The 23,925-nt window shown below is 69.9% G+C and carries 23 protein-coding genes; 13 read left to right on the plus strand and 10 right to left on the minus strand.

The genetic code is table 11. From position 1 onward, the window contains the following. Positions 1 to 162 precede the first annotated feature (162 nt). Together ACZ4Z4_RS22585 and ACZ4Z4_RS22590 are read right to left on the minus strand one after the other, a co-directional pair. A complete protein-coding gene (locus ACZ4Z4_RS22585) occupies positions 163 to 1,293 on the minus strand; it encodes a family 2 encapsulin nanocompartment cargo protein polyprenyl transferase (RefSeq protein WP_468329941.1) in 1,131 nt (376 codons plus the stop codon). 102 nt (positions 1,294 to 1,395) lie between these two features. Continuing rightward, on the minus strand, positions 1,396 to 2,802 hold the full coding sequence (locus tag ACZ4Z4_RS22590) for a family 2B encapsulin nanocompartment shell protein (RefSeq protein ID WP_468329943.1): 1,407 nt from the start codon (positions 2,800 to 2,802) through the stop codon (positions 1,396 to 1,398). Between the two features lie 308 nt (positions 2,803 to 3,110). Here ACZ4Z4_RS22590 and ACZ4Z4_RS22595 point away from each other — a divergent pair, with 308 nt between their 5' ends. From ACZ4Z4_RS22595 to ACZ4Z4_RS22605, 3 genes are all read left to right on the plus strand, one after another. Beyond that, complete coding sequence (locus tag ACZ4Z4_RS22595) at positions 3,111 to 3,347, plus strand: hypothetical protein (protein ID WP_468329946.1); 237 nt, start codon at positions 3,111 to 3,113, stop codon at positions 3,345 to 3,347. A 137-nt stretch (positions 3,348 to 3,484) separates the two neighbouring features. Then, the gene (locus ACZ4Z4_RS22600; protein ID WP_468329949.1) at positions 3,485 to 4,075 is read left to right on the plus strand and encodes an N-acetylmuramoyl-L-alanine amidase; all 591 of its coding nucleotides are present in this window, start codon (positions 3,485 to 3,487) and stop codon (positions 4,073 to 4,075) included. Between the two features lie 112 nt (positions 4,076 to 4,187). Continuing rightward, on the plus strand, positions 4,188 to 5,159 hold the full coding sequence (locus tag ACZ4Z4_RS22605) for a 1-aminocyclopropane-1-carboxylate deaminase/D-cysteine desulfhydrase (RefSeq protein WP_468329952.1): 972 nt from the start codon (positions 4,188 to 4,190) through the stop codon (positions 5,157 to 5,159). A 6-nt stretch (positions 5,160 to 5,165) separates the two neighbouring features. Here the strand turns inward: ACZ4Z4_RS22605 and ACZ4Z4_RS22610 are convergent, their stop codons facing one another. Continuing rightward, positions 5,166 to 6,764: a Na+/H+ antiporter gene (locus tag ACZ4Z4_RS22610; RefSeq protein WP_468329955.1), complete on the minus strand. Its 1,599-nt coding sequence runs from the start codon at positions 6,762 to 6,764 to the stop codon at positions 5,166 to 5,168. A 46-nt stretch (positions 6,765 to 6,810) separates the two neighbouring features. Between ACZ4Z4_RS22610 and ACZ4Z4_RS22615 the strand changes: the two genes are divergently transcribed. From ACZ4Z4_RS22615 to ACZ4Z4_RS22625, 3 genes are all read left to right on the plus strand, one after another. Beyond that, on the plus strand, positions 6,811 to 7,071 hold the full coding sequence (locus ACZ4Z4_RS22615; RefSeq protein ID WP_362996288.1) for a UBP-type zinc finger domain-containing protein: 261 nt from the start codon (positions 6,811 to 6,813) through the stop codon (positions 7,069 to 7,071). Positions 7,072 to 7,318: 247 nt separating this feature from the next. Beyond that, complete coding sequence (locus ACZ4Z4_RS22620) at positions 7,319 to 7,732, plus strand: ATP-binding protein (protein WP_468329959.1); 414 nt, start codon at positions 7,319 to 7,321, stop codon at positions 7,730 to 7,732. A gap of 17 nt (positions 7,733 to 7,749) precedes the next feature. After that, positions 7,750 to 8,760, plus strand: coding sequence for an RNA polymerase sigma factor SigF (locus ACZ4Z4_RS22625; RefSeq protein WP_468330462.1), 1,011 nt, complete (start codon positions 7,750 to 7,752; stop codon positions 8,758 to 8,760). Positions 8,761 to 8,837: 77 nt separating this feature from the next. Here the strand turns inward: ACZ4Z4_RS22625 and ACZ4Z4_RS22630 are convergent, their stop codons facing one another. Then, on the minus strand, positions 8,838 to 9,296 hold the full coding sequence (locus ACZ4Z4_RS22630; RefSeq protein ID WP_468329962.1) for a hypothetical protein: 459 nt from the start codon (positions 9,294 to 9,296) through the stop codon (positions 8,838 to 8,840). An 80-nt stretch (positions 9,297 to 9,376) separates the two neighbouring features. On the opposite strand from ACZ4Z4_RS22630, the gene ACZ4Z4_RS22635 reads away from it, so the two are divergent. Both ACZ4Z4_RS22635 and ACZ4Z4_RS22640 read left to right on the plus strand, forming a co-directional pair. After that, the gene (locus ACZ4Z4_RS22635; RefSeq protein ID WP_468329965.1) at positions 9,377 to 10,345 is read left to right on the plus strand and encodes a diacylglycerol/lipid kinase family protein; all 969 of its coding nucleotides are present in this window, start codon (positions 9,377 to 9,379) and stop codon (positions 10,343 to 10,345) included. 316 nt (positions 10,346 to 10,661) lie between these two features. Continuing rightward, positions 10,662 to 10,919, plus strand: coding sequence for a WhiB family transcriptional regulator (locus ACZ4Z4_RS22640; protein ID WP_016639615.1), 258 nt, complete (start codon positions 10,662 to 10,664; stop codon positions 10,917 to 10,919). A gap of 164 nt (positions 10,920 to 11,083) precedes the next feature. Here the strand turns inward: ACZ4Z4_RS22640 and ACZ4Z4_RS22645 are convergent, their stop codons facing one another. Next, positions 11,084 to 12,550, minus strand: a complete 1,467-nt coding sequence (locus tag ACZ4Z4_RS22645) for a sensor histidine kinase (protein WP_468330465.1) — start codon at positions 12,548 to 12,550, stop codon at positions 11,084 to 11,086. Between the two features lie 281 nt (positions 12,551 to 12,831). Then, positions 12,832 to 13,449 carry a TetR/AcrR family transcriptional regulator gene (locus ACZ4Z4_RS22650; protein WP_468329968.1) on the minus strand — a complete coding sequence of 206 codons (618 nt, stop codon included), beginning with the start codon at positions 13,447 to 13,449 and terminating at the stop codon, positions 12,832 to 12,834. 93 nt (positions 13,450 to 13,542) lie between these two features. On the opposite strand from ACZ4Z4_RS22650, the gene ACZ4Z4_RS22655 reads away from it, so the two are divergent. Both ACZ4Z4_RS22655 and nagB read left to right on the plus strand, forming a co-directional pair. Then, on the plus strand, positions 13,543 to 14,361 hold the full coding sequence (locus ACZ4Z4_RS22655; RefSeq protein WP_468329971.1) for an SDR family oxidoreductase: 819 nt from the start codon (positions 13,543 to 13,545) through the stop codon (positions 14,359 to 14,361). 395 nt (positions 14,362 to 14,756) lie between these two features. After that, positions 14,757 to 15,542 carry a glucosamine-6-phosphate deaminase gene (gene nagB / locus ACZ4Z4_RS22660; protein ID WP_468329974.1) on the plus strand — a complete coding sequence of 262 codons (786 nt, stop codon included), beginning with the start codon at positions 14,757 to 14,759 and terminating at the stop codon, positions 15,540 to 15,542. A gap of 86 nt (positions 15,543 to 15,628) precedes the next feature. Here nagB and ACZ4Z4_RS22665 read toward each other — a convergent pair whose 3' ends face one another. The 4 genes from ACZ4Z4_RS22665 to ACZ4Z4_RS22680 all read right to left on the minus strand — a co-directional run bounded on the left by ACZ4Z4_RS22665 (position 15,629) and on the right by ACZ4Z4_RS22680 (position 20,320). Next, entirely contained in the window at positions 15,629 to 17,128 is a 1,500-nt protein-coding gene (locus ACZ4Z4_RS22665; RefSeq protein WP_468329977.1) for a glycoside hydrolase family 3 protein, read from the minus strand. A 6-nt stretch (positions 17,129 to 17,134) separates the two neighbouring features. Then, positions 17,135 to 17,965 carry a carbohydrate ABC transporter permease gene (locus ACZ4Z4_RS22670; RefSeq protein ID WP_468329980.1) on the minus strand — a complete coding sequence of 277 codons (831 nt, stop codon included), beginning with the start codon at positions 17,963 to 17,965 and terminating at the stop codon, positions 17,135 to 17,137. Then, a complete protein-coding gene (locus ACZ4Z4_RS22675; protein ID WP_468329983.1) occupies positions 17,962 to 18,951 on the minus strand; it encodes a carbohydrate ABC transporter permease in 990 nt (329 codons plus the stop codon). The genes ACZ4Z4_RS22670 and ACZ4Z4_RS22675 overlap by 4 nt, the downstream gene beginning before the upstream one ends. Before the next feature lie 94 nt (positions 18,952 to 19,045). After that, a complete protein-coding gene (locus tag ACZ4Z4_RS22680) occupies positions 19,046 to 20,320 on the minus strand; it encodes an extracellular solute-binding protein (RefSeq protein ID WP_468329986.1) in 1,275 nt (424 codons plus the stop codon). Positions 20,321 to 20,646: 326 nt separating this feature from the next. Between ACZ4Z4_RS22680 and ACZ4Z4_RS22685 the strand changes: the two genes are divergently transcribed. From ACZ4Z4_RS22685 to ACZ4Z4_RS22695, 3 genes are all read left to right on the plus strand, one after another. Further along, positions 20,647 to 21,429 (plus strand): GntR family transcriptional regulator, encoded by a 783-nt coding sequence (locus ACZ4Z4_RS22685; protein ID WP_468329989.1) that lies wholly within the window; start codon positions 20,647 to 20,649, stop codon positions 21,427 to 21,429. Positions 21,430 to 21,511: 82 nt separating this feature from the next. After that, the gene (locus tag ACZ4Z4_RS22690; RefSeq protein ID WP_468329992.1) at positions 21,512 to 23,626 is read left to right on the plus strand and encodes a carbon starvation CstA family protein; all 2,115 of its coding nucleotides are present in this window, start codon (positions 21,512 to 21,514) and stop codon (positions 23,624 to 23,626) included. Beyond that, positions 23,623 to 23,820, plus strand: coding sequence for a CstA-like transporter-associated (seleno)protein (locus tag ACZ4Z4_RS22695; RefSeq protein WP_468329995.1), 198 nt, complete (start codon positions 23,623 to 23,625; stop codon positions 23,818 to 23,820). The genes ACZ4Z4_RS22690 and ACZ4Z4_RS22695 overlap by 4 nt, the downstream gene beginning before the upstream one ends. Positions 23,821 to 23,925 lie beyond the last annotated feature (105 nt).

Genomic DNA, 23,925 nt, shown 5'->3' on the forward strand with positions numbered 1-23,925 from the left:
CCGACGGCGCGCCCACCCACTCGCCAACTCTTCGGCGCGGGCTGCCGGTTGCAGCCTAAGTGATCACCCCCACTCCCACCGAAGGCCCCCAACACCCCCTCCCGACGCGCCCATCAATGAACCCTCCAGTCCGCTTTCCGATGCGCCCCTCAACGCACGCCTTCAATGCGTACGCCGCGTCACGAACTCGGCGAGTGCCAGCAGCCCTCCCGCCGCTTCCGGGTCCGGAACCGCCCTCGCGAGCTGCACGATCGCGCGGGACATCCGGTCCGCCGCGTGCACCTGCGCCCAGTCACGGCCGCCCGCACTCTCCACCGCGCGGGCCGCGCACGCCGCGCTCTCCCGATCTCCCTCCGTCCCCCCGGGCGGCCTCCGGTACAGCTCGGCCAGTTCGGCCGCGGCCGGCGTGCCCGACGCCAGGGCCGCGACGACCGGCAGGGACTTCTTGTGGAAGGCCAGGTCGGCGCCCGCCGGTTTGCCGGTGTGTTCGGGATCGCCCCAGATCCCGATGACGTCGTCGATGAGCTGGAACGCGAGCCCCGCCTCCCGTCCGAACTCGTCCAGCGCGTCGACCTCCTCACGCCCCACCCCCGCGTACACCGCCCCCAGCGCACAGGCGCAGCCGAGCAACGCCCCCGTCTTCGCCTCGGCCATGGCCAGGCACTCGTCCAGCGTGACCTCGTCCGGGCCGCGGCGCTCCAGCTCGCAGTCCGCGTGCTGCCCCGCGCAGAGCTCCATGACGCAGGTGGCGAGGCGGGCGGCCGCCACCGCGGCCCCCGGGTGGGGGTCGTCGGCGAGCAGCCGCTGCGCCAGCGCCTGCATGGCGTCACCGGCGAGTATCGCGTCGGCGACGCCGAACACGGTCCAGGCGGTGGGCCGGTGCCTGCGTGTGGTGTCGCGGTCCAGCACGTCGTCGTGCAGCAGTGTGAAGTTGTGGACAAGCTCCACGGCGGCCGCCGCCCGCACCGCGAGTGCGGGCTCCCCGCCGAGCGCCCGCACCGCGGTGAGCACGAGGGCGGGCCTGATGGCCTTGCCCGCGTGTCCGGCGGCCGGTGTGCCGTCCGCGTGCTCCCACCCGAAGTGGTAGAGCGCGACCCGGCGCAACGACCCGGGCAGCGTGTCGATCGCCCGGCGCAGCTCCGGATCGACGTGCGCCCGCGTCGATGCCAGGAGCTCCACGGCCTCGCACCCGTCGCCGCCCCCGGGGCCGGCGCCCGGCACACCCCGCACAGCCCCTGTGTCCACCACCGCGCCCGCCGTCGTGCCTGCCGTGTCCGTCGTCGTGTCCGCCATGGACTCACCCCGCGAAGGATGCGGACGGTGGCTGTTCCTCGGACTGTGGGCGCGTACGGAGGGGGTGTACCCCGTGCCGCGCCCGGGGACACGGCCGCGGGGTCACGTCCAGCGGCCGATCTCGACGTTCTCCAGGACGCCGAGCGCGTCGGGCACGAGCACCGCGGCGGAGTAGTAGGTCGACACCAGGTAGGAGATGATCGCCTGCTCGCTGATGCCCATGAACCGTACGGACAGGCTTGGCTCGATCTCGTCCGGGATGCCGGTCTGGCGCAGACCGATGACGCCCTGCTCCTCCTCGCCCGTACGCATGCAGATGATGGAGGTGGTGCGGGCCTCGGTGACCGGGATCTTGTTGCACGGGAAGATCGGCACCCCCCGCCAGGTGGGAATCCTGTTGCCTGCCATGTCGATGGTCTCGGGGACGAGTCCGCGCTTGTTGAGCTCGCGGCCGAACGCGGAGATCGCGCGCGGGTGCGCGAGGAACAGCTTGGACCCGCGCCTGCGGCTGAGCAGTTCGTCCAGGTCGTCGGGGCTGGGCACGCCGTCGTGCGGCTGGATCCGCTGGTCGTACTCGCAGTTGTTCAGGAGGCCGAACTCGCGGTTGTTGATCAGCTCGTGCTCCTGGCGCTCCTTCAGCGCCTCGACGGTCAGCCGCAACTGCTGCTCGGTCTGGTTCATCGGCTGGTTGTAGAGGTCGGCCACGCGTGTGTGGACGCGGAGCACGGTCTGGGCGACGCTCAGCTCGTACTCACGCGGTGCCGATTCGTAGTCCACGAAGGTGCCCGGCAGCACGGCCTCGCCGACATGGCCGGCGGAGAGGTCGATGGGCGCCTCGCCGAAATTGTTGGTGCGCTGCGCCGGGAGGGACCGCAGCCGGTGGAGGTGACCGCGGAGCGATTCGCTGCGCTCCGCGATCTGCTCGAGGTCCTGGCGGGGCAGGACGAGGACCGTGCACGCGGTCACCGCCCGCGCGGTGTACTCCCAGATGGTCTCGGAGTCGATGAGCGCCTGCTCGCCGAAGTAGGAGCCGTCGGCGAGCGTCTCGAGCACCGTGTCGTCGCCGTAGGGACCCGTGCCGACCTTCTCGACGCGGCCGTGCGCGAGCAGGAACACCTGGTCCGCCGGGCTGCCGAAGGACGTCAGGACCTCGCCCGCGGCGAACTCGCGCTGCTGGCAGCGCTGTGCCAGCTCCCCCAGCACGTCCTGGTCGTCGAAGTCCCGCAGCACCGGCAGCTCGCCGAGCTCCGCCGGGATGACCTGCACCTGGTCGCCGGTCTTCACGAACGTCACCCGGCCGTCACCGACCGAATAGCTCAGCCTGCGGTTCACCCGGTACGTGCCGCCCTGCACCTGGACCCAGGGCAGCATCCGCAGCAGCCAGCGGGAGCTGATCTCCTGCATCTGCGGCGCGGATTTGGTGGTGGTGGCCAGATTCCGTGCGGCGGATGTGCCGAGGCTCTGCTGCGGCTGATCCGACTCGGTCCGGATCTCTTCGCCTACCGACATGGCTTTGCCCTCCCGAAATACCTGCGGTGATCTGCCTGCGGTGATGTGGTGCCTGCGGTGATCGGTGCATGCGGTGATGTGCCCGCCCAAGCCTTCCAGCACGGATCGTGGCGGCGCCATTACACAAACGAGCGGGAATGGATCACGCTTCTGCGGGGCACGCGGGGTGTTTCCACCCGTTCGGCGCAACTCGGGAGGTGTCGCGCCGGGCAGCCTGATGGGCTCGGGAGTCGCGGGGAACTCCAAGATCCGCGACACCGTTGAACCCCACGCGGGAAACGCACCGCACCGACCGGCAGGAGACAGCAATGGCAGGCTTCCTGGATCGCGCGAAAGAGCAGGCTCAGCGGGGCCTCACCCAGGGCAGGCAGAAGATCGACGAGGTCCAGGAGAAGCGGGCCGGCGACGCCCTCCTGAAGAAGCTCGGCGCCGCGTACTTCGCGGAGCGCCGGGGCACCGGTTCCTCGCAGGCCACCCAGGAGGCGCTGCAAGCCGTGGAGTCCCATGTCGCGACGCACGGGGACGCCTTCTTGCACGGCAACTGACCGGATCGGCTCGCACGGTGCCCGAACAGGCCTCGGTTCGATTCCGAACAACTGGTCCGGGCACCGGAGTTCCGGTACAAGCAGGGCATACGAGGCGGCCGCGACCGGCGGCCGTCCGCCTTGCAAAAGGAGGGGTCATGGCCCCACCCATGTCCGCGGGCGCGTTTCTACAGGCCTTGCAGGACGAAGGCTTGACCGTCGTCGAGGTCGGCGACTGGGCGCACCACAACCGCAACCACAAGGGGCCCTGGGGTCCCGTGCACGGTGTGGTGATCCACCACACCGTGACCTCGGGCAGCGAGCGCACGGTGGAGATCTGCCGCGACGGTTACGCCTCGCTCCCCGGCCCGCTCTGCCACGGCGTCATCACCAAGGACGGCCGCGTCCACCTCGTCGGCTACGGCCGCGCCAACCACGCCGGCCTCGGCGACGACGACGTCCTGCGCGCGGTCATCGCCGAGAAGCGGCTGCCTCCGGACAACGAGGCGAACACCGACGGCAACCGCCACTTCTACGGCTTCGAGTGCGAGAACCTCGGCGACGGCGAGGACCCGTGGCCCGAGGAACAGCTGGCCGCCATCGAGAAGGCCTCGGCGGCGGTGTGCCGCGTGCACGGCTGGACGGAGCGCTCGGTGATCGGTCACCTGGAGTGGCAGCCGGGTAAGATAGACCCTCGCGGCTTCACGATGGACTCGATGCGGGAGCGCATCGGGGAGCGCCTCAAGTAACGCCCACAGGCCCCGCAGGCCACGCAGGTCCCCGGCGCCGAGGAACACCCGGGGAGCCCCCGGCGAAGGGCTCCCCCCTGTCGGCCCCCGTGCCGCGGGAGACAATGGCGGGGTGTGTCCCACCCCGCCCACCGGCCCGCACCCCCGGTCCGACCTGCACCCCCGGCTGCCGTCCCCGTTGCAGCCCATAACGGACGACCGCTTCGCCCGTCGCGGAGTCCAGCTGCTCCTCAAGCGGGACGACCTGATCCACCGTGACCTGCCGGGCAACAAGTACCGCAAGCTCGCCCTGAACCTGCGGGCCGCCGCCGACGCCGGCCACGGCACTCTCCTCACCTTCGGCGGCGCCTACTCCAACCACCTGCGCGCCACCGCCGCGGCGGGCCGCCTCCTGGGCTTCGCCACGATCGGCGTCGTCCGCGGCGACGAACTCGCCGGGCGCCCCCTCAACCCGTCTCTGACGCGCTGCGCGGCCGACGGCATGCGCCTGCACTTCGTCGACCGGGCCACGTACCGATGGAAGGCCGAGCCGGAGACCCTTGCGGCAATTCTGCGCGAGGCCGACGCCCCGGCCGCCTACGTGATCCCCGAGGGCGGCAGCAACACCCTCGCCGTGCGGGGCTGCACGGCCCTCGGCGAGGAGCTGCGCGAGCACACCGACGTGGCGGCCGTCGCGTGCGGCACCGGCGGCACCCTCGCGGGTCTGGCCGCCGGACTCGGCCCGGACCGGCGGGCCCTCGGCATACCGGTGCTCAAAGGCGGCTTCCTGGGCGACGACATAGCGGCCCTGCAACGGCGGACGTTCGGCGGGCCGACCGCCAACTGGCGCCTGGACGACCGCTTCCACTGGGGCGGTTACGCCCGCACCCCACCGGAGCTCATCGCCTTCGCCGAGGACTTCGAGGACCGGCACGGCCGCGAAATCGGTCTCTCCGTAGAACACCTCTACGTCGCGAAGCTCCTGTACGCCCTGACCGTCCTCTCCGAAGAGGGCGTCTTCCCGCCCGGCACGCGCCTCACCGCGGTGATCACCGGCGCCCGAGAGAAGCCTGCCGGGCCTGCCGCCGCGTCCGGCGCCGAGTAGACCGCCTCACTCCTCGATCTCCCGGTGGGCGGCCGCCTCCTCCAGGTCCAGCTTGCGCAGCAGCGTCCGCATCATCTCGTCGTCGATGCGCCGCTCGTCCCGCATCTTCACGAAGACCTCGCGCTCCGCGGCGATCGCCTCGCGCGCCAGGCGGCGGTAGGTCTCGTCCGCGGACTCCCCGGTCACCGGGTTGGCCTGGCCCAGCCGCTCCCACACCGAGTTGCGCCGCCGCTCCAGGACGGTGCGCAGACGGTCCTGGAGGGGCTGTGGCAGGCCATTGCGCTCGTCCTGCATGAGTTCCGCCAACCGGGCCTCCGCGGCCTCTGAGGCGGCGTTCTGCGCCTGCGCCTCGGCGAGCGTCTGCGCCTGCGCGTCACGTCCGGGCAGTTTCAGGACACGGATCAGCCAGGGCAGCGAGAGACCCTGCACGACGAGCGTTCCGATGACGGTGGTGAACGTAAGAAACAAGACAAGGTTGCGCGCCGGGAAGGGTTCCCCGTCCTCCATGGTGAGCGGGATCGAGAAGGCGATGGCCAGTGACACCACGCCGCGCATCCCGGCCCAGCTGACGATCAGCGGCCGCCGCCAGTCCATGTCGCCCTCGCGCTCCCTGATGCGCGCCGACAGCACGCGCGGGAGGTACGTCGCCGGATACGACCACACGAAGCGCGCCACCACGACGAAGACGAAGACCCCGACGGCGTACCAGGCCGCCTGCGCCACGCTGTACTCGCCGAGCCCCTTGAGCACCACGGGCAGTTGCAGGCCGATGAGCGCGAAGACCGCCGACTCCAGGATGAACCCGGCGACCTTCCACACCGCGGCCTCCTGGAGCCGCGTCTCGAAGTCGACCTGCCAGGAGCGGTGGCCGAGGTAGAGGGCGACGACGACCACGGCGAGCACTCCGGAGGCGCCGACCTGTTCCGCGGCGGCGTACGCGACGAAGGGGATGAGCAGGGACAGCGTGTTTTGCAGCATCGTCTCCTTCAGGTGGGTGCGCAGCCAGTGGATCGGCACCATGAGGAGCAGCCCGACGCCGACCCCGCCGACCGCGGCCATCAGGAACTCCCGGACCCCGCCCGACCAGCTCGCGCCCTCGCCGACCGCCGCCGCGAGGGCCACCTTGAAGGCGGTGATCGCGGTCGCGTCGTTCACCAGGGACTCGCCCTGGAGGATCGTGGTGATCCGTGAGGGCAGTCCCACCCTGCGCGCGATGGCGGTCGCGGCGACCGCGTCCGGGGGCGCGATCACCGCGCCGAGGACGAGTGCGGCGGTCAGCGGCAGGTCGGGGACGAGCAGATAGGCGAGCCAGCCGACGGCGACCGTGGCGAACAGGACGTACCCGACGGAGAGCAGCGCGACAGGTCTGATGTTGGCGCGCAGGTCCAGATAGGAGCTCTCCAGGGCGGCCGTGTGCAGCAGTGGCGGCAGGATCAGCGGCAGCACGATGTGCGGATCGAGGTGGTAGTCGGGCACTCCGGGCACGTACGAGGCGACGAGCCCCGCTCCGACCAGGAGCAGCGGCGCCGGCACCGGGGTCCTGCGCGCCGCCCCGGCCACCACGGCGCTCGCCGCGATCAGCCCCACCAAGGGCAATACATCCATCGGCAGACCCCTCCGCCCTCCGCGTTCCCGTCGTAACCTGGCAATCATGAACGAGTGCCCGCACGTCGCGGCGCTGCCGCACCCCGAGGTGGCCCCGCTGAGCGACACGTGTCTGGAGTGCCGGGCGGCCGGCAGCCACCCCGTCCAGTTGCGGCTGTGCCTGGAGTGCGGTCATGTCGGCTGCTGCGACTCTTCGCCCTTCCAGCACGCGACGGCGCACTTCAAGGAGACCTCACACCCTGTGATGAGGACCTTCGAGCCCGGGGAGAGCTGGCGCTGGTGCTTCGTGGACGGTTCGATCGTCTGACGCCTGGGTACGTCAACCCGGCGCTTGTTGTTTCCAATTGGGCTTGCGCGACCCCTAGCCACTGTCCGTACTCATATGCTTACTATGAGTGACAGCATCAAGGCGGGGTCCCCGGGACACGGAGCTGGGGAGCGCGGTAGCGTCACCGCAGAACGACGTGGTGCGTTACCCGTGTGACGCAGTCCGGACCACCGCTGGGCGGCGGTCCCGGAACCCCGAAAGTGCTTGTACCACCTTGGAGGTGAGGGTGTCCCAGATCGCAGGCGAGCCCGGGAATCAGGACTTCGTGGAGGTCCGCCTTCCTGCTGCGGGTGCCTACCTGTCGGTGCTGCGGACGGCGACTGCCGGTCTCGCGGCGCGTTTGGACTTCACTCTCGACGAAATCGAGGACCTCCGCATCGCGGTCGACGAGGCCTGCGCGATCCTGCTCCAGCAGGCCGTGCCCGGCTCGGTGCTCAGCTGCGTCTTCCGGCTCGTCGACGACTCGTTGGAGGTGACGGTCTCGGCACCCACGACCGACGGCCGGGCCCCGGAGCGGGACACCTTCGCCTGGACTGTGCTGTCGGCCCTCGCGGGCCAGGTGGACTCGAAGGTCGCCGAGGACAACACCGTCTCGATCAGCCTCTACAAGAAGCGCGGCGCGGGACCCGGGCCGGCGTGAAGGACGGGGACGGGCCGGTGCGGGACGAAGAGCGCGGCACACAAGGGCTGCCCGCCGCCGGCAGGGAGGGGATGCGCCGCATGACCACCGGAATCCCCGAGCAGCAGGCCAAACCGCACCCGGAGGAGCCGGACCAGCCGGGTCCGCTGAGGGTGGCCGATGTGTCGGAGCAGGCAGAGCCGACCGCCAAGGACGAGCTCGAGCAGCTCTCCGGCCGGGGCGGCGGGCGACGGGCGGGAAACATGAGCGAGCACCAGCACGGCCGGCACGATCCGCAGGACCGCAGCGGCGCACGCGCGATGTTCATCGAGCTGCGCACCCTGGACGGCGGCAGTCGGGAGTACGCGGAGCTGCGCAACCAGCTGGTCCGCATGCACCTGCCGCTCGTCGAGCACCTGGCCCGCCGCTTCCGCAACCGCGGCGAGCCCCTCGACGACCTCACCCAGGTCGCCACGATCGGCCTGATCAAGTCCGTGGACCGCTTCGACCCGGAGCGCGGCGTCGAGTTCTCCACGTACGCGACCCCGACGGTCGTCGGCGAGATCAAGCGGCATTTCCGCGACAAGGGATGGGCGGTCCGCGTCCCGCGCCGCCTCCAGGAGCTGCGGCTCGCGCTGACGACGGCGACGGCCGAGCTGTCCCAGCTGCACGGCCGCTCCCCCACGGTGCATGAGCTGGCCGAGAAGCTGGCCATCTCCGAGGAGGAGGTCCTGGAGGGCCTGGAGTCCGCGAACGCGTACTCGACGCTGTCCCTGGACGTCCCCGACACGGACGACGAGTCACCGGCCGTCGCGGACACCCTGGGCGCCGAGGACGAGGCCCTGGAGGGCGTCGAGTACCGCGAGTCGCTCAAGCCCCTCCTGGAGGACCTGCCCCCGCGCGAGAAGCGCATCCTGCTGCTGCGCTTCTTCGGCAACATGACGCAGTCGCAGATCGCGCAGGAGGTCGGCATCTCGCAGATGCACGTCTCCCGGCTCCTTGCGCGCACGCTCGCGCAGCTGCGGGAGAAGCTGCTCGTCGAGGAGTAGTCACTCTCCGTAGCGCCTCATTTTTCCCTGGTCCCGCGCGGGTCGCCGCTCCTGATGCCGGGCGTCTCCCGAGCGGCCTACTTCTGACCCTGTACGTTGCCGGGGCCCTGGATGCCGAGGGCCTCGGTCGTCGCCGGGTTGATCAGGAGGACGAGCGAGGCGACAGCCGTGATCGCGAGGACGATGCCGGCCGGGATCGCCACGCTGTCGGCCTGAAGCATCTGCCACGCCACCGGCAGCGCCATGATCTGGGTGATGATCGCGGGTCCGCGGCTCCACCGGCGCAGCTTCAGGAGCCCGCGCGCGGCGAGCAGCGGGAGCAGCGCGAGGACGATCAGGGTGATGCCGCCGGTCTCGGCCGACCGCGGGTCGTCGGGCGATCCCGCGAGGCCCATCACGAGCATGTACACGCCCCCGGCGAGGAGGGCGACGCCCTCCAGCGCGACCAGGGCCGCGGCGGCGGTCACCCGCGCGGGTCGCTGGCCCGGCTCGGGCGACTCCGGGGCTTCGGGGGTGGATTTCCGCTCAGTACTCACCCCAGCAGGGTAGCTCCGGGGCCTTCCGCCCCGGCACCTCGGTCTAGGCCGTCCCAGGACCGCTAGGTAGTCTGCTTCGCATGCGTGCACTCCTCGTGGTCAACCCGGCGGCTACCACCACCAGTGCGCGTACGCGTGATGTGCTGGTGCACGCACTGGCGAGCGAGATGAAGCTCGACGCGGTCACCACGGAGTACCGCGGCCACGCCAGGGACCTCGGCCGGCAGGCCGCGGAGAGCAAGGACGTCGAGCTGGTCGTCGCCCTCGGCGGGGACGGCACCGTCAACGAGGTCGTCAACGGCCTGCTGCACCACGGCCCCGATCCGGACCGCCTCCCCCGGCTGGCCGTCGTCCCCGGCGGCTCCACCAACGTCTTCGCGCGCGCCCTGGGGCTGCCCAACGACGCCGTGGAGGCCACTGGGGCGCTGCTGGACGCCCTGCGCGAGGGCAGTGAGCGCACGGTGGGCCTCGGCATCGCGGGCGGCACACCGGGCACGGAGGACGAGGCCGTGCCGTCGCGCTGGTTCACGTTCTGCGCGGGTCTCGGTTTCGACGGCGGAGTGGTCGGCAGAGTCGAACAGCAGCGCGAGCTCGGGCGCCGCTCGACGCACGCCCTCTATGTGCGCCAGGTGCTGCGCCAGTTCATCGACGAGCCCCATCGCCGGCACGGGATGATCACCCTGGAGCGGCCGGGCGAGGACCCGGTGACGGACCTGGTGATGTCGATAGTCTGCAACACCTCCCCCTACTCCTACCTGGGCAATCGTCCTCTGTACGCGTCTCCGCGGGCCTCCTTCGACACGGGCTTGGACGTGCTCGGTCTGAAGAAGCTGTCGACGGCCGCCGTGGCCCGGTACGGCACCCAGCTCCTGACCTCGACACCGGAGCGCGGACCGCACGGTAAGCACGCGGTTACGCTCCACGACCTCACGGACTTCACCTTGCATTCGAAGGTGCCCCTGCCCCTCCAGATGGACGGTGACCACTTGGGGCTCCGGACGAGCGTGACGTTCACAGGCGTACGCCGTGCACTGCGTGTGATTGTGTGAGTGGAAGGGGCTAAAGTCCTTTCACTCGAACGTTTAGGCCAGGGTCCACCCCATGGAAGTACGGCTGTGACCCAGCCGACACTGAGGAATCAAAAAAAACTTTCCTGAAGGGGTTGTATCCGCCGCCGAGGTTTGCGAATCTCTACATGGCGATCGGGACGGCCCGCAACATCGGCCCCACAGATCGCCAGAACCCCTCCTCCACCACAGGTCCACACCAGGCAACTGGGCGTCGGCCCTTCCCGTGCGGGGGGATTCGTGAAAGCGTTCACATTCACAAGCAACCCGCATGTAATACCAAGGAGAGGTAGCAGCCATGGACTGGCGTCACAACGCCGTTTGCCGCGAGGAAGACCCCGAGCTCTTCTTCCCCATCGGCAACACCGGTCCTGCGCTGCTGCAGATCGAGGAAGCCAAGGCCGTCTGCCGCCGCTGCCCCGTCATGGAGCAGTGCCTGCAGTGGGCGCTCGAGTCCGGCCAGGACTCCGGCGTCTGGGGTGGCCTCAGCGAGGACGAGCGCCGTGCGATGAAGCGCCGCGCCGCTCGCAACCGTGCACGCCAGGCCAGCGCCTGACGCCCACACCCCCCCACGAGCCTGAGCTTGGCGGCGCGTACAGCGAGTACGCAACTCCCGCCCCCGAGCCGCAGCCGCGCAGTACCCCCGATGCGCATCGCAACGTGAGCAGTGAGCCCCGGACCACTCAGGTCCGGGGCTCACTGCTTTTCCCTGTGCGGGTGCTACTTGTCGGCGCGCACCGGAATGTCCAGGACGACCCGCGTGCCGCGCTCCGGGGCGCGGACCATGTCGAAGGTGCCGCCCAGCTCCCCCTCGACCAGGGTGCGGACGATCTGCAGGCCGAGATTGCCGGAGCGGTGCGGGTCGAAGTCCTCGGGCAGGCCGATGCCGTCGTCCTGGACGGTGATCAGCAGCCGTGCTTCCTTGCTGGTGCCGCCCCGCACCGCGGAGACCTCGACCGTGCCGGTGTCCCCCTCGCGGAAGCCGTGCTCCAGAGCGTTCTGCAAGATCTCCGTGAGCACCATCGACAGCGGCGTCGCGACCTCCGCGTCCAGGATCCCGAAGCGGCCGGTGCGCCGGCCCGCCACCTTGCCGGGCGAGATCTCGGCGACCATCGCGAGCACCCGGTCAGCGATCTCGTCGAACTCCACGCGTTCGTCGAGATTCTGCGACAGCGTCTCGTGGACGATCGCGATGGAGCCCACCCGGCGCACGGCCTCCTCCAGCGCCTCGCGGCCCTTGTCCGAGTCGATGCGGCGGGCCTGCAACCGCAGCAGCGCGGCGACCGTCTGTAGGTTGTTCTTCACCCGGTGGTGGATCTCCCGGATGGTCGCATCTTTGGTGATCAACTCGCGCTCGCGGCGGCGGAGTTCGGTGACGTCCCGCACCAGGACGAGCGAACCGATGCGCGGTCCCTTGGGTTTGAGGGGGATCGCGCGCAGCTGGATCACGCCGTCGCCGCCCTCGATCTCGAACTCGCGCGGCGCCCAGCCGCTCGCGAGCTTGGCCAGGGCCTCGTCCACCGGCCCGCGGGACGGGGCGAGTTCGGCCGTCGCCGTGCCCAGGTGGAGGCCGACGAGATCCGACGCGAGGCCGAGGCGGTGGTACGCGGAGAGCGCGTTCGGCGACGCGTACTGCACGACGCCGTCGGCGTCGAGCCGCAGCAGACCGTCGCCCACGCGCGGGGAGGCGTCCATGTCGACCTGCTGCCCCTGGAAGGGGAACGACCCGGCGGCGATCATCTGCGCGAGATCGGACGCCGACTGGAGGTAGGTCAACTCAAGCCGTGACGGTGTGCGCACCGTCAGCAGGTTGGTGTTGCGGGCGATGACGCCCAGGACGCGTCCTTCCCTGCGTACGGGAATGGACTCGACGCGCACCGGCACCTCTTCGCGCCACTCCGGGTCGCCCTCGCGCACGATGCGGCCCTCGTCCAGGGCGGCGTCGAGGAGGGGGCGGCGGCCGCGCGGGACGAGGTGGCCGACCATGTCGTCCTGGTAGGAGGTGGGGCCGGTGTTGGGCCGCATCTGCGCCACGGAGACATAGCGGGTGCCGTCGCGCGTGGGGACCCAGAGGACCAGGTCGGCGAAGGAGAGGTCGGAGAGCAGCTGCCACTCCGAGACCAGCAGATGCAGCCACTCGAGGTCGGAGTCACCGAGGGCGGTGTGCTGGCGTACGAGGTCGTTCATGGAGGGCACGTGTGCGAGCGTACCTTTCGCGTCCGGTGGGCCCGCGCCCCCGAAGGCTCCGGCGTACCCGACGAGCCGCGGCGCCAGGGTGGGACCCTCAACCCACCCACGGCACCGCAGCCCTTCAGGTGCATCGGCCGCCAGAATGTGCGGTCCTGAACAGCCGATCGTGAGGATCCGACGCGGTCAGGGCAGAGAGCGCCGGTTCCTCGATCCGCTCTCCTGTGCGGGAAGAGCGGAGGCTTTACCCACGCATTGTGGACTAGACCATTCTCCTGTGTCTATGCGTCGACGGATGTTTGTTGCCGGTCCGGCCACGCCCGCATGGCGAGATCGGCCACCGCCTCCAGGTCGTCCCTGGTGGCGCCGTCCCTGGCCTGCTGCGACATGCCTTGGAAGACCGCCGCCGTGTAACGGGCGAGCGCCGCGGGGTCGGTGCGGTCCGGCAGCTCCCCCGCCGCGACGGCCGCGCGGATACGGGACTCGATGTCCGCCACATTGGCGTTCCGCCGCTCGCGCAGGGACTGCTCCACCTCCGGCGTCGTGCAGTTGGTGGCGGCGGTGATGACGAGGCAGCCGCGGGGGTGATCCGGGTCGGTGAACTCGGCCGCGGCCTCGTGCAGCATCCGCGAGACGGCGGCGCGTGCGGTCGGCTCCTCGTCGAAGGCCCGGTCGCCGAAGGCGCCGTGCGTCGCTCCGTACCGCACGACAACCTCGTCGAAGAGCTTGCGCTTGTCCCCGAACGCGGCGTAGAGGCTGGGCGCCCCGATCCCCATGACGCGCGTGAGGTCCGAGACGGACGTCGCCTCGTATCCGTTCTCCCAGAAGGTACGGATCGCCTGCTCCAGGGCCGTCTCGCGGTCGAAGGAGCGGGGGCGTCCGCGCTGTTTCGTCGCCATGGGTGAATTGTATAGCGGGCACTAGAAAAAGAGGCGCGGTGTGGGGTAGCGTTCTTTCTGTAGCGACCACTAGAGAAAGAGGGGGCGTCGACCATGGGTGCGTTCGAGGGACACCAGCAGGGGATCAAGCTGGGGAACGGGCACGGTAAGGAGCAGGGGAAGCACCAGGGCAGGCTCGCGGGGAAGACCGCCCTCGTCACCGGAGCCAGCCGGGGCATCGGGCGGGGCATCGCCGAGCGCCTCGGCCGGGACGGAGCACGGGTCGCCGTGCACTACGGCAGCAACGAGGTGGCGGCGAAGGAGACGGTGGCGGCGATCGAGGCGGCGGGCGGCTCCGCCTTCGCGATCGGCGCGGAGCTGGGGGTGCCCGGCGACGCCGACGCGCTCTGGACGGAGTTCGACCGGCACGCGGACGGCCTGGACATCCTCGTGAACAACGCGGGCATCGGCCTGTACAGCCACGTGGCCGAGGTCCAGGAGGCGGATTACGACCGTGTGTTCGCGGTCAACACCAAGGCGCTGTTCTTCATCGTCCAGAAGGGTCTCGACCGGCTGCGCGACGGCGGCCGGATCATCAACATCTCGTCGGGCGTCACACGCATCGCCTTCCCGGTCACCGTGGCCTATTCGATGACGAAGGGCGCGGTGAACGTGCTGACGCACACCCTCGCGCAGGAGCTCGGCCCGCGGGGAATCACGGTCAACGCGGTGGCGCCCGGCATCATCCAGACGGAAATGATGGACGGCATCCCCGAGGCGCAGCGCGCGGAGATGGCGGGGTACTCGACCTTCGACCGCATAGGCCAGCCCGCCGACGTGGCGGACATCGTCTCCTTCGTGGCCTCGGACGACGCGCGCTGGATCACCGGGCAGTACATCGACGCGACGGGAGGTTCGATGCTGGGCGCGTGACCGGGCGGCTCGCGACCGGGCGGCTCGCGACCAGGCGACGCCGACCCTCCGCACACGCTGGGCGTGTGACCGGGCGGCTCCTGACCACGCGGCTCACGACCAGACGGCTAGCGACCGGCGGCGCGTGACCGGCCGTCTCCGGACCTCCGCACACGCCTACCCGAGGGGCGCGGGACGGGCGCCGGGCGGGCGCGGGCGGGCGCCGGGCACGCGTCGGGCGGGCCCTCGACGGGCGGAGGCGGGGCGAAGAGTCGAGCATGGATCGAAGAGCGGCGGAATCGGCTGTTCTGGCATTGCGGCACTGCTGTTCCAGCGGCGCAGCTCTGCTAGATTGGTCTATACCACCAGTACTCCACCAGTACTTTCGAGCCCCTCTCCAGATCGGCAGGCCCAGCGTGGAAGTTGTCATCGTCCCGGACGCCACGGCAGGCGGCGAGCTCATCGCGGAGGCCATGGCCGCCCTGGTGCGTCGTAAGCCCGACGCCCTGCTCGGTGTCGCCACCGGATCCACCCCGCTGCCCATCTACGAGGCGTTGGCCGCCAAGGTCGCGTCCGGTGCCGTGGACGCCTCGCGGGCGCGCATCTGTCAGCTCGACGAGTACGTGGGGCTGCCGGCCGGGCACCCCGAGTCGTACCGCTCCGTGGTGCTCCGTGAGGTCGTCGAGCCGCTCGGGCTGAGCGAGGCCTCCTTCATGGGGCCGGACGGCAGTGCCGAGGACGTACAGGCGGCGTGCGTGGCGTACGACAAGGCGCTGGCCGAGGCCGGTGGCGTGGATCTCCAGTTGCTCGGGATCGGCACGGACGGGCACATCGGGTTCAACGAACCGTGCTCGTCGCTCGCCTCCCGGACGCGCATCAAGACGCTGACGGAGCAGACGCGGGTGGACAACGCGCGCTTCTTCGAGGGGGACATAGACCAGGTCCCGCACCACGTCATCACCCAGGGGATCGGGACGATCCTGGAGGCGCGGCACCTGGTGCTGCTCGCCACGGGTGAGGGCAAGGCGGACGCGGTGGCCGCGACGGTGGAGGGGCCTGTCGCCTCGGTCGTGCCCGCCTCCGCGTTGCAGCTGCACCCGCACGCCACGGTCGTGGTGGACGAGGCCGCGGCGTCGAAGCTGAAGCTGGCGGAGTACTTCCGGCACACGTACGCGAACAAGCCGGAGTGGCAGGGGCTGTAAAGGCCGCGGACATGCGGAAGGGGCGCCCCGGTCGGGGCGCCCCTTCTGCGTGTGGCGGCTTGGTGCGGTGGGCGCGCGGTGGGTGGTCAGCCCGTGACGACGGCCTCTGCCGCCGCCTCGCCGCACACCCGGGCCGCGCCGCGCGTCGCGATGTGGAGGGCGCCGATCGGGGCGGACTGGGGGACGCCCATCTCGACCACGACCGTGTCCGGCCGAGCCGACACGAGGGTGCGCAGGGCCTCGGCCATCCAGGCGTGGCGGTGTGCGTCGCGGACGACGGCCACGATGCGGCGCTCCCCCGCCGCGGCGAGGGTCTGCTCGCCCGCGCCGTCGCCGGAGAAGGTGCCCGACTCCGTGCCGGGGAAGCGGCGCGAGAGCTCGGCGGTGACGCCCCAGGGGGTCTCGTTGCCGACGGCGATGTTGGGCAGCGGGGAGAAGGTGGCGACGTAGGGGGCCTCGGTGACCGGGGCCACGTACGTCTCGCCGCGGGTGACCGTCAGCGCGCGCCGGGCCGCTACCAGGCCGATGCCGGAGTCGGGCGCGCCCCCCGAGCGTGCGGTCGCGCCCGACACCGAGGCCCAGCCGGCCAGCGCCCGCACGCGGTCCGCCGCGTCGGCGAGCCGCTCCTCGGACAGTTCGCCCGCGCGCACCGCCGCGACGAAGGCGTCCCGCAGCCGCAGCACGGTTCCCTCGTCGGAGGGCCCGCCCCCCGTGCAGATCGCGTCGGCGCCGGCGGCGATGGCGAGGACACAGCCGCGCTCGAAGCCGTACGTCCCGGCGATCGCCTGCATGTCCATGCCGTCGGTGATGATGAGGCCGTCGTAGCCGAACTCCTCGCGGAGCAGGCCGGTCAGGATGCGGCGGGAGAGGGTGCCGGGGTTGTCCGGGTCCAGGGCCGGGGCCAGCACGTGGGCGCTCATCACGGCCCGGGTGCCGGCGGCGATGGCGGCGCGGAACGGGGCCAGGTCGCGGGAGTTCAGCACGTCCCTGTCGACGTCGATGACCGGCACGGAATGGTGCGAGTCGATCGCCGTGTCGCCGTGCCCGGGGAAGTGCTTGGCGGAGGTGGCGACGCCGGCCGACTGCATGCCCTCGACATAGGCGGCGGTGTGCCGGGCCACGAGGTCGGGGTCCGAGCCGAAGGAGCGTACGCCGATGACGGGGTTGTCGGGGTTGGCGTTGACGTCGGCCGACGGCGCCCAGTTGAGGTTGATGCCGCAGCCGGCGAGGCGCCGGCCGAGGTCGGCGGCGACCTCGCGGGTCAGCGTCGTGTCGTCGACGGCGCCGAGTGCGTGGTTGCCCGGGTAGGAGGAGCCGGTGCGCACCTCCAGGCGGGTGACGTCGCCGCTCTCCTCGTCGATGGCGATCAGGAGGTCGTCGCGCTCGGCGCGCAGCTGGGCGGTGAGGGCGGCCACCTGGTCGGCGGTCCGTACGTTGCGGCCGAAGAGGCTGACGGAGGCGAGGCCCTCGTCGATCCGGTGGCGCACCCAGTCCGGCACGGTGGCGGTGCCGTCGAAGCCGGGCTGGAGGACGGCGAGGGCGTTGCGGGTGAGGGTGTCACCGGCGTGCGTCGTGGCTGTCGTCATCAGGCGTTATCCCTTCACTGCACCGTCGGTCAGGCCGCTCACGGCCCTGCGTTGCAGGAAGACGAAGAGGATCAGGATGGGGATGGCGAAGAGGGAGGCCGCGGCCATGGTGGCGCCCCAGTCGTCGCCGAAGGCGGTCTGGAAGCTGGACAGCCACACCGGCAGGGTCTTGGCCTCGGCTTCCTTGTTGAGCACGAGGACCAGGGGGAACTCGTTCCAGGCGGTGATGAAGCCGAAGAGCGAGGTCGACATCAGGCCCGGTGCGAGCAGCGGCAGGATCACCCGGCGGAAGGCCTGCATGCGGGTGCAGCCGTCGACCATGGCGGACTCCTCCAGCTCCTTGGGCACGGCGGCGACGAAGCCGCGGAGCGTGAGGAGGGTGAAGGGCAGGATCATCACCATGTAGAAGAGGGTGAGCGGGATCAGGCTGTTCAGCATGTCGGCGTCGCGCACGATCATGTAGATGGCGATGACCATGACTTCCCAGGGCGCCATCTGCGCCAGCATGAAGCCGATGATGAAGCCGCGCCGTCCCTTGAACCGCATCCGGGCGAGGGCGAAGGCCGCGGTCACGCCGATGATGAGGGAGAAGAGCACCGCGAGGACCGTCACGATGATCGAGTTGCCGACCATGGTCCAGAAGTGCTCGGCGTCGATCGCCGTCTTGAAGTGTTCGAGGGTGGCGTCGGTCGGGAACCAGACCGGGTCCTCGGCGATGATGTCGCCGGTCGGCTTGAAGGCCGTGGCGAACATCCAGTACACGGGGAAGACGCAGAAGACGAACATGACGACCGCGGCCAGGTTGGGCCACAGGCGGCCCATCAGCGAGCGCTTCACAGCTCGTCCTCCTCTTGCTTGAGCACGATCCGCAGGTAGAACGAGGTGATGGCCAGCAGGATGACGATGGTGAGCAGCGCGATCGCGGCACCCATGCCGAAGTGCTGGTTGCCCATGCCCTCGATGTAGGCGTAGACGGGGAGGATCTCGGTGAGCCGGTCGGGGCCGCCCTCGTTGATCGTGAAGACCTGCACGAACGCCTTGAAGACCCAGATGATCTCCAGGAACGTCGTGGCGTAGAGGAAGGGCTTCAGGTACGGCAGCGTCACCTGGGTGAACTGCTTCCAGGCCCCCGCGCCGTCCAGCGCCGCGGCCTCGTACAGCTCCTTGGGGATGGTGGTCGTGGCGGCGTACAGGTTGATCGCCACGAAGGGGATGGACATCCAGACGATCAGCAGCAGGACGACGAAGAAGGTCGAGTACTGCGTGGCCAGCCAGTCGTGCTCGGCCATCGACTCGAAGCCGATCTTGGCGAGCACCCAGTTGACGACGCCGAAGCGCTGCGCGAACAGCCACTGGTAGACGGTGCTCGCCGCGACGACGGGCATCGCCCAGGTGAGCACGAGGCCGAGCAGGAGGAAGGTGCGCATCTTCCGGCCGAGGCGCGCGAGCAGCAGTCCCACCAGCGTGCCGAGCACCATGATCAGGACGACGTTGACGGCGGTGAAGACGACCGAGCGTCCCGCGACCCGCCAGAAGTCCTCGCCGGTGAGGACGTCCTTGTAGTTGTCGAATCCGTTCCACTCGGTCAAGTGCAGAATGAACTGCCGCATGTTGAGGTTCTGGAACGACAGGATCCCGTTGTTGACCAGTGGCCAGCCGAGCAGCAGCAGGGTGGCGATGATCGCGGGGGCAAGGAGCAGATAGGGCGTCAGGCCGGCGAGACGCCGGGGCTCCTTGAGCGGGGCACTCGGCCGTGGTCCGCCTTCCGGTGTCTGCACCTCCGTCGGGCCGGAGGGCGGCCGTTCGGTCTTCTGCACGGTCATGCTCGCCATCTCTTTCGTGGGCATAGCGGTACGCAGAGGTATGCCGGGGGCGGCGGGGGCGTGTCACCCGCCGCCCCCGGCAAGAGGGGGGTTGTTACTGCTTCTGCGACAGGCGCTTGTTGAGCTCGCCCTCGACCTGCTTGGCGGCGTCGGCAGGCGACTTACCGTTGAGCACCGCGGTCATGTAGTTCTTGATCGGGTTCGGCGGGTTCTCCACCGCGCCCCACTCCGGGATCAGCGGGGTGGTGCCGCCGCCGGCGGTGGCGGGGGCGGCGGCCTCGGCGGCCGGGTTGCCCTTGAGGTTGGACTCCAGGGCCTTCTTGTTCGGGATCACGCCGCCTTCCTTGGCGAGCTGGCCCTCGAACTTGTCGGACAGCGCGATCTTCAGGAACTCCTTGGCGAGCTCCTGCTTCTTGCTGGTCGCGGCGACGGCGAGGTTGGAGCCGCCGAGGAAGACACCCTCGGGCTTGTCGGCCGTGGCGCCGGGGATCGTGAAGTAGCCGATGTCCTTCTCGATCTTCTTGTTGGCCTTGATCGCGGTCGCGGCCTCCCAGCTCATCCCGATGAAGGCGCCGGTCTTGCCCTTGGCGAAGATCTCGGCCTGCTGCGGGGTGGCCTCGTCCTTGTTCTTGGGGGCCTTGGAGAGGTCCGCGAACTGCTTGTACGTCTTCATGGCCTTGCCGACCTTGGGGTCGTCGAGGTTGGAGACGTACTTGTCGCCGTCCTTCTTGACCAGCTCGGCGCCCTCACCGATGGTCAGGCCGACGAAGTGGTACCAGTTCTGGCCGGGCAGGTAGATCGGCTCGGCGTCGGTCTTCTCGCCGATCTGCTTGAGGTTCTTGAGGAACTCGGCGCGGGTCTTGGGGGTCTCCTTGATGCCCGCGTCGGCCCAGACCTTCTTGTTGTAGATGACGACGCGGTTGAGGACGAACAGCGGGGCGGCGTACTGCTTGCCGTCCACGACCGACGACTTGTTCATCGAGTCGGTCCAGTCGGAGCCGATGGACTCCTTGAGGTCGTCGAGCTCGGCGAGGCCGCCGGTCTTGGCGTACGCCGGGGTCTGCGTGTTGCCGATCTCGAAGACGTCCGGGGGGTTCTCCTCGGAGAGGGCGGTGGTCAGCTTCTGCTGGATGCCGTTCCACTGCTGGACTTCGAACTTCAGCTTCGCGCCGGTCTTCTTCTCGAAGGCCGCCGTGACGTCCTTCTGCCACTGGTCCGGCGTCGAACCGTCCATCGCCCAGAGCGTCAGGGTCTCGCCCTTGAAGCTGTCGGCTCCCCCGGCCTTCTTGTCCCCGTCGTCACTGCCGCAGGCCGCGACCGAGACCAACATGCCCGCGACACCGATGGCCGCTATGAGCTTGCGCTTCACGTTCACCCTCCTCAAGGGATGCCAGTCAACCCCCCACCCGCAGCGACCGAATGGACCGAGATCTGCCCGTGGGACTGGAACCTGGTCTTTAATGGTGTAGACCAGTACGGGGAGCTTGGCCTAGACCTTTAGGGGTGTCAAGGGTGTATAAGAAGGGCAGTCGCGTCCGTTATCGGACCGACACCTGAGCGGGCAGAGTCCTCCCCCGAGCGCTCGACTTCGCTCGCCCAGGGGGCGCCCCCATGCCCCGGTACGTGCCACGATGTGAGCCGCGACAGACGGAGGAGCCGGTGACGGCAGCAGCACAGGAGCCGGGAAGGCAGAGCATGGGCACCGAAGCGGGTGGCACGGGGACCGATGTCGGCGCGCCCTCGGAGGGCCCGAGCGTCGGCCGCACCGCACGCGTGCCCAAGTACTACCGCCTGAAGCGGCACTTGCTGGACATGACGGAGACGCTGCCGCCCGGCACTCCCGTCCCCCCGGAGCGCACCCTCGCCGCCGAGTTCGACACCTCCCGCACGACGGTCCGCCAGGCCCTCCAGGAGCTGGTCGTCGAGGGCCGGCTCGAACGGATCCAGGGCAAGGGCACCTTCGTCGCCAAGCCGAAGGTGTCGCAGGCCCTGCAACTCACCTCGTACACGGAGGACATGCGGGCCCAGGGCCTGGAGCCCACCTCGCAGCTCCTCGACATCGGCTACATCACCGCCGACGACAGGCTCGCGGGCCTGCTCGACATAAGCGCGGGCGGCCGCGTCCTGCGCATCGAGCGGCTCCGCCTCGCCAACGGCGAGGCGATGGCCATCGAGACCACGCACCTGTCGGCGAAGCGCTTCCCCGCCCTGCGCCGCTCCCTGGTCAAGTACACCTCGCTCTACACGGCACTCGCCGAGGTGTACGACGTGCACCTCGCGGAGGCCGAGGAGACCATCGAGACCTCCCTCGCCACCCCGCGCGAGGCCGGGCTGCTCGGCACCGACGTCGGCCTGCCGATGCTGCTCCTGTCCCGCCACTCGCAGGACGGGAACGGCCGGCCGGTGGAGTGGGTGCGCTCCGTCTACCGCGGCGACCGGTACAAGTTCGTCGCCCGCCTCAAGAGACCCACGGACTGACACCCGTCCGAGGTCTGGCGCCGGGCGGCTCCGCTGCTCTACGTTCCTCCCGTCATCGCCTGATGAGCGGGAGGACGACCCGGTGCGCAGAGCGACTCCTCGATCCATCGTCATCTGGTCCCTCGTCGCGCTGGTCGGCGCCGCGGGCTGGACCGTCCTCGCGCTCGCGCGCGACGAGGAGGTGTCGGCCGCCTGGATGGTGGCGGCGGCCCTCGGCACGTACGCCATCGCGTACCGCTTCTACGCGAAGTTCATCGCGTACAAGGTCCTCAAGGTCGACCGGACCCGGGCCACCCCGGCCGAGCGGCTCGACAACGGCATCGACTTCCACCCGACCGACCGGCGCGTGCTGCTCGGCCACCACTTCGCCGCGATCGCCGGGGCGGGACCACTGGTCGGCCCGGTCCTCGCCGCCCAGATGGGGTATCTGCCCGGCACCATCTGGATCATCGTCGGCGTGATCTTCGCGGGCGCCGTGCAGGACATGGTCGTGCTGTTCTTCTCGACGCGGCGCGACGGCAAGTCGCTCGGGCAGATGGCGCGCGAGGAGATCGGCCCGTTCGGGGGCGCCGCCGCGCTGCTCGCCACCTTCGCCATCATGATCATCCTGCTCGGGGTGCTCGCGCTCGTCATCGTCAACGCGCTCGCCGAGTCCCCGTGGGGCACCTTCTCCATCGCGATGACCATCCCGATCGCCCTGCTCATGGGCTTCTACCTGCGGGTCCTGCGACCGGGACGGGTCAGCGAGGTCTCGCTCATCGGCATCGCCCTGCTGCTGCTCGCGCTCGTCGCCGGGCGCTGGGTCGCCGAGTCGTCGCTCGCGGACACCTTCACGCTGGCGCCCTCGACGCTGGTGATCTGGCTGGTGGCGTACGGCTTCGTCGCCTCGATCCTGCCGGTGTGGATGCTGCTCGCGCCCCGCGACTACCTCTCCACGTTCATGAAGATCGGCACCATCGTCCTGCTCGCGCTGGGCGTCGTGATCAGCCTGCCGACGCTGAAGATGGACCCGGTGACCGACTTCGCCTCGCGCGGCGACGGACCCGTCTTCGCGGGCTCGCTCTTCCCCTTCGTCTTCATCACCATCGCCTGCGGAGCGCTCTCCGGCTTCCACGCGCTGATCTCCTCGGGCACGACGCCGAAGATGATCCAGAAGGAGACGCAGGTCCGGATGATCGGCTACGGCTCCATGCTGATGGAGTCGTCCGTCGCGGTCATGGCGCTCGTCGCCGCCTCGATCATCGACCCGGGCCTCTACTTCGCGATGAACGCGCCGGCGGGCGTCGTCGGCGACACCGTCCAGGAGGCGTCGAAGGCCGTCGCGGGGTTCGGGTACTCCATCTCGCCTGCCGACCTGGCGCAGGCCGCGAAGAACGTCGAGGAGTCCTCGCTGCTCTCCCGCACCGGCGGCGCGCCCACACTCGCGGTCGGCGTCTCGGAGATCTTCTCCAAGGTCACCGGCGGCTCGATGCGCGCCTTCTGGTACCACTTCGCGATCATGTTTGAGGCGCTGTTCATCCTGACCGCGCTCGACGCGGGCACCCGCGTGGGCCGCTTCATGCTCCAGGACATGCTCGGCAACGTCTACAAGCCGTTCAGGAAGGTGAGCTGGAAGCCCGGCCTCATCGTCACCAGCGCGCTCGTCACCGGCCTGTGGGGATACTTCCTGTGGGTGGGCGTGCACGAGCCGCTCGGCGGGATCAACCAGCTCTTCCCGATCTTCGGCATCGCCAACCAGCTCCTCGCGGCCGTCGCCCTCGCCGTCTGCACCACGCTGCTCGTCAAGTCCGGACGCCTCAAGTGGGCCTGGATCACCGGGATCCCGCTCGCCTGGGACGCGACGGTGACGCTCACCGCGAGCTGGCAGAAGGTGTTCTCCAGCGACCCGCGCGTCGGCTTCTTCCAGCAGCGCGCGAACTACCAGGACGCCATCGACGAGGGCAAGATCCTGCCGCCCGCCAAGACCATGGACGACATGCACACCGTCGTCACCAACTCGACGGTGGACGGCGTCCTTTCGGCGGCGCTCGCCCTGCTCATCGTCATCGTGATCGTGGACGCGGCACGCGTCTGCGTCCGGCACGTCCGCAACCCCGCCGCGTCGCGGCTGAGCGAAGCACCGTACGTGGAATCGAAGTTGACCGCCCCCGACGGGCTCTTCGCGACCGCGGAGGAGAAGCGGGAGCTGACGCGATGACCTGGCTGCTGCGCGGGGTCCGCTGGATGCGGTGGTACGTCCGTGAGCTGACCGACGAGTCGGCGTACGACCGTTACGTGGCTCATCTGCGCCGGGACCATCCGGCCGCAACCGTCCCCAGCCGCCACGCATTTGAGCGCATGCGGACAGACCAGCAGGAGTCGGACCCGCGCCAGGGATTCCGCTGCTGCTGAGCAGGCACATTGACTCGTCCGTTATCCGGACAGGGGTTCCATAGATCAAGACTCTCGCTTAGATTTCCCGCACGTTAAGCATGGGATAAGTGAGGGAACGGAGCC

The sequence above is a fragment of the Streptomyces sp. NPDC030245 genome, from assembly GCF_055572995.1.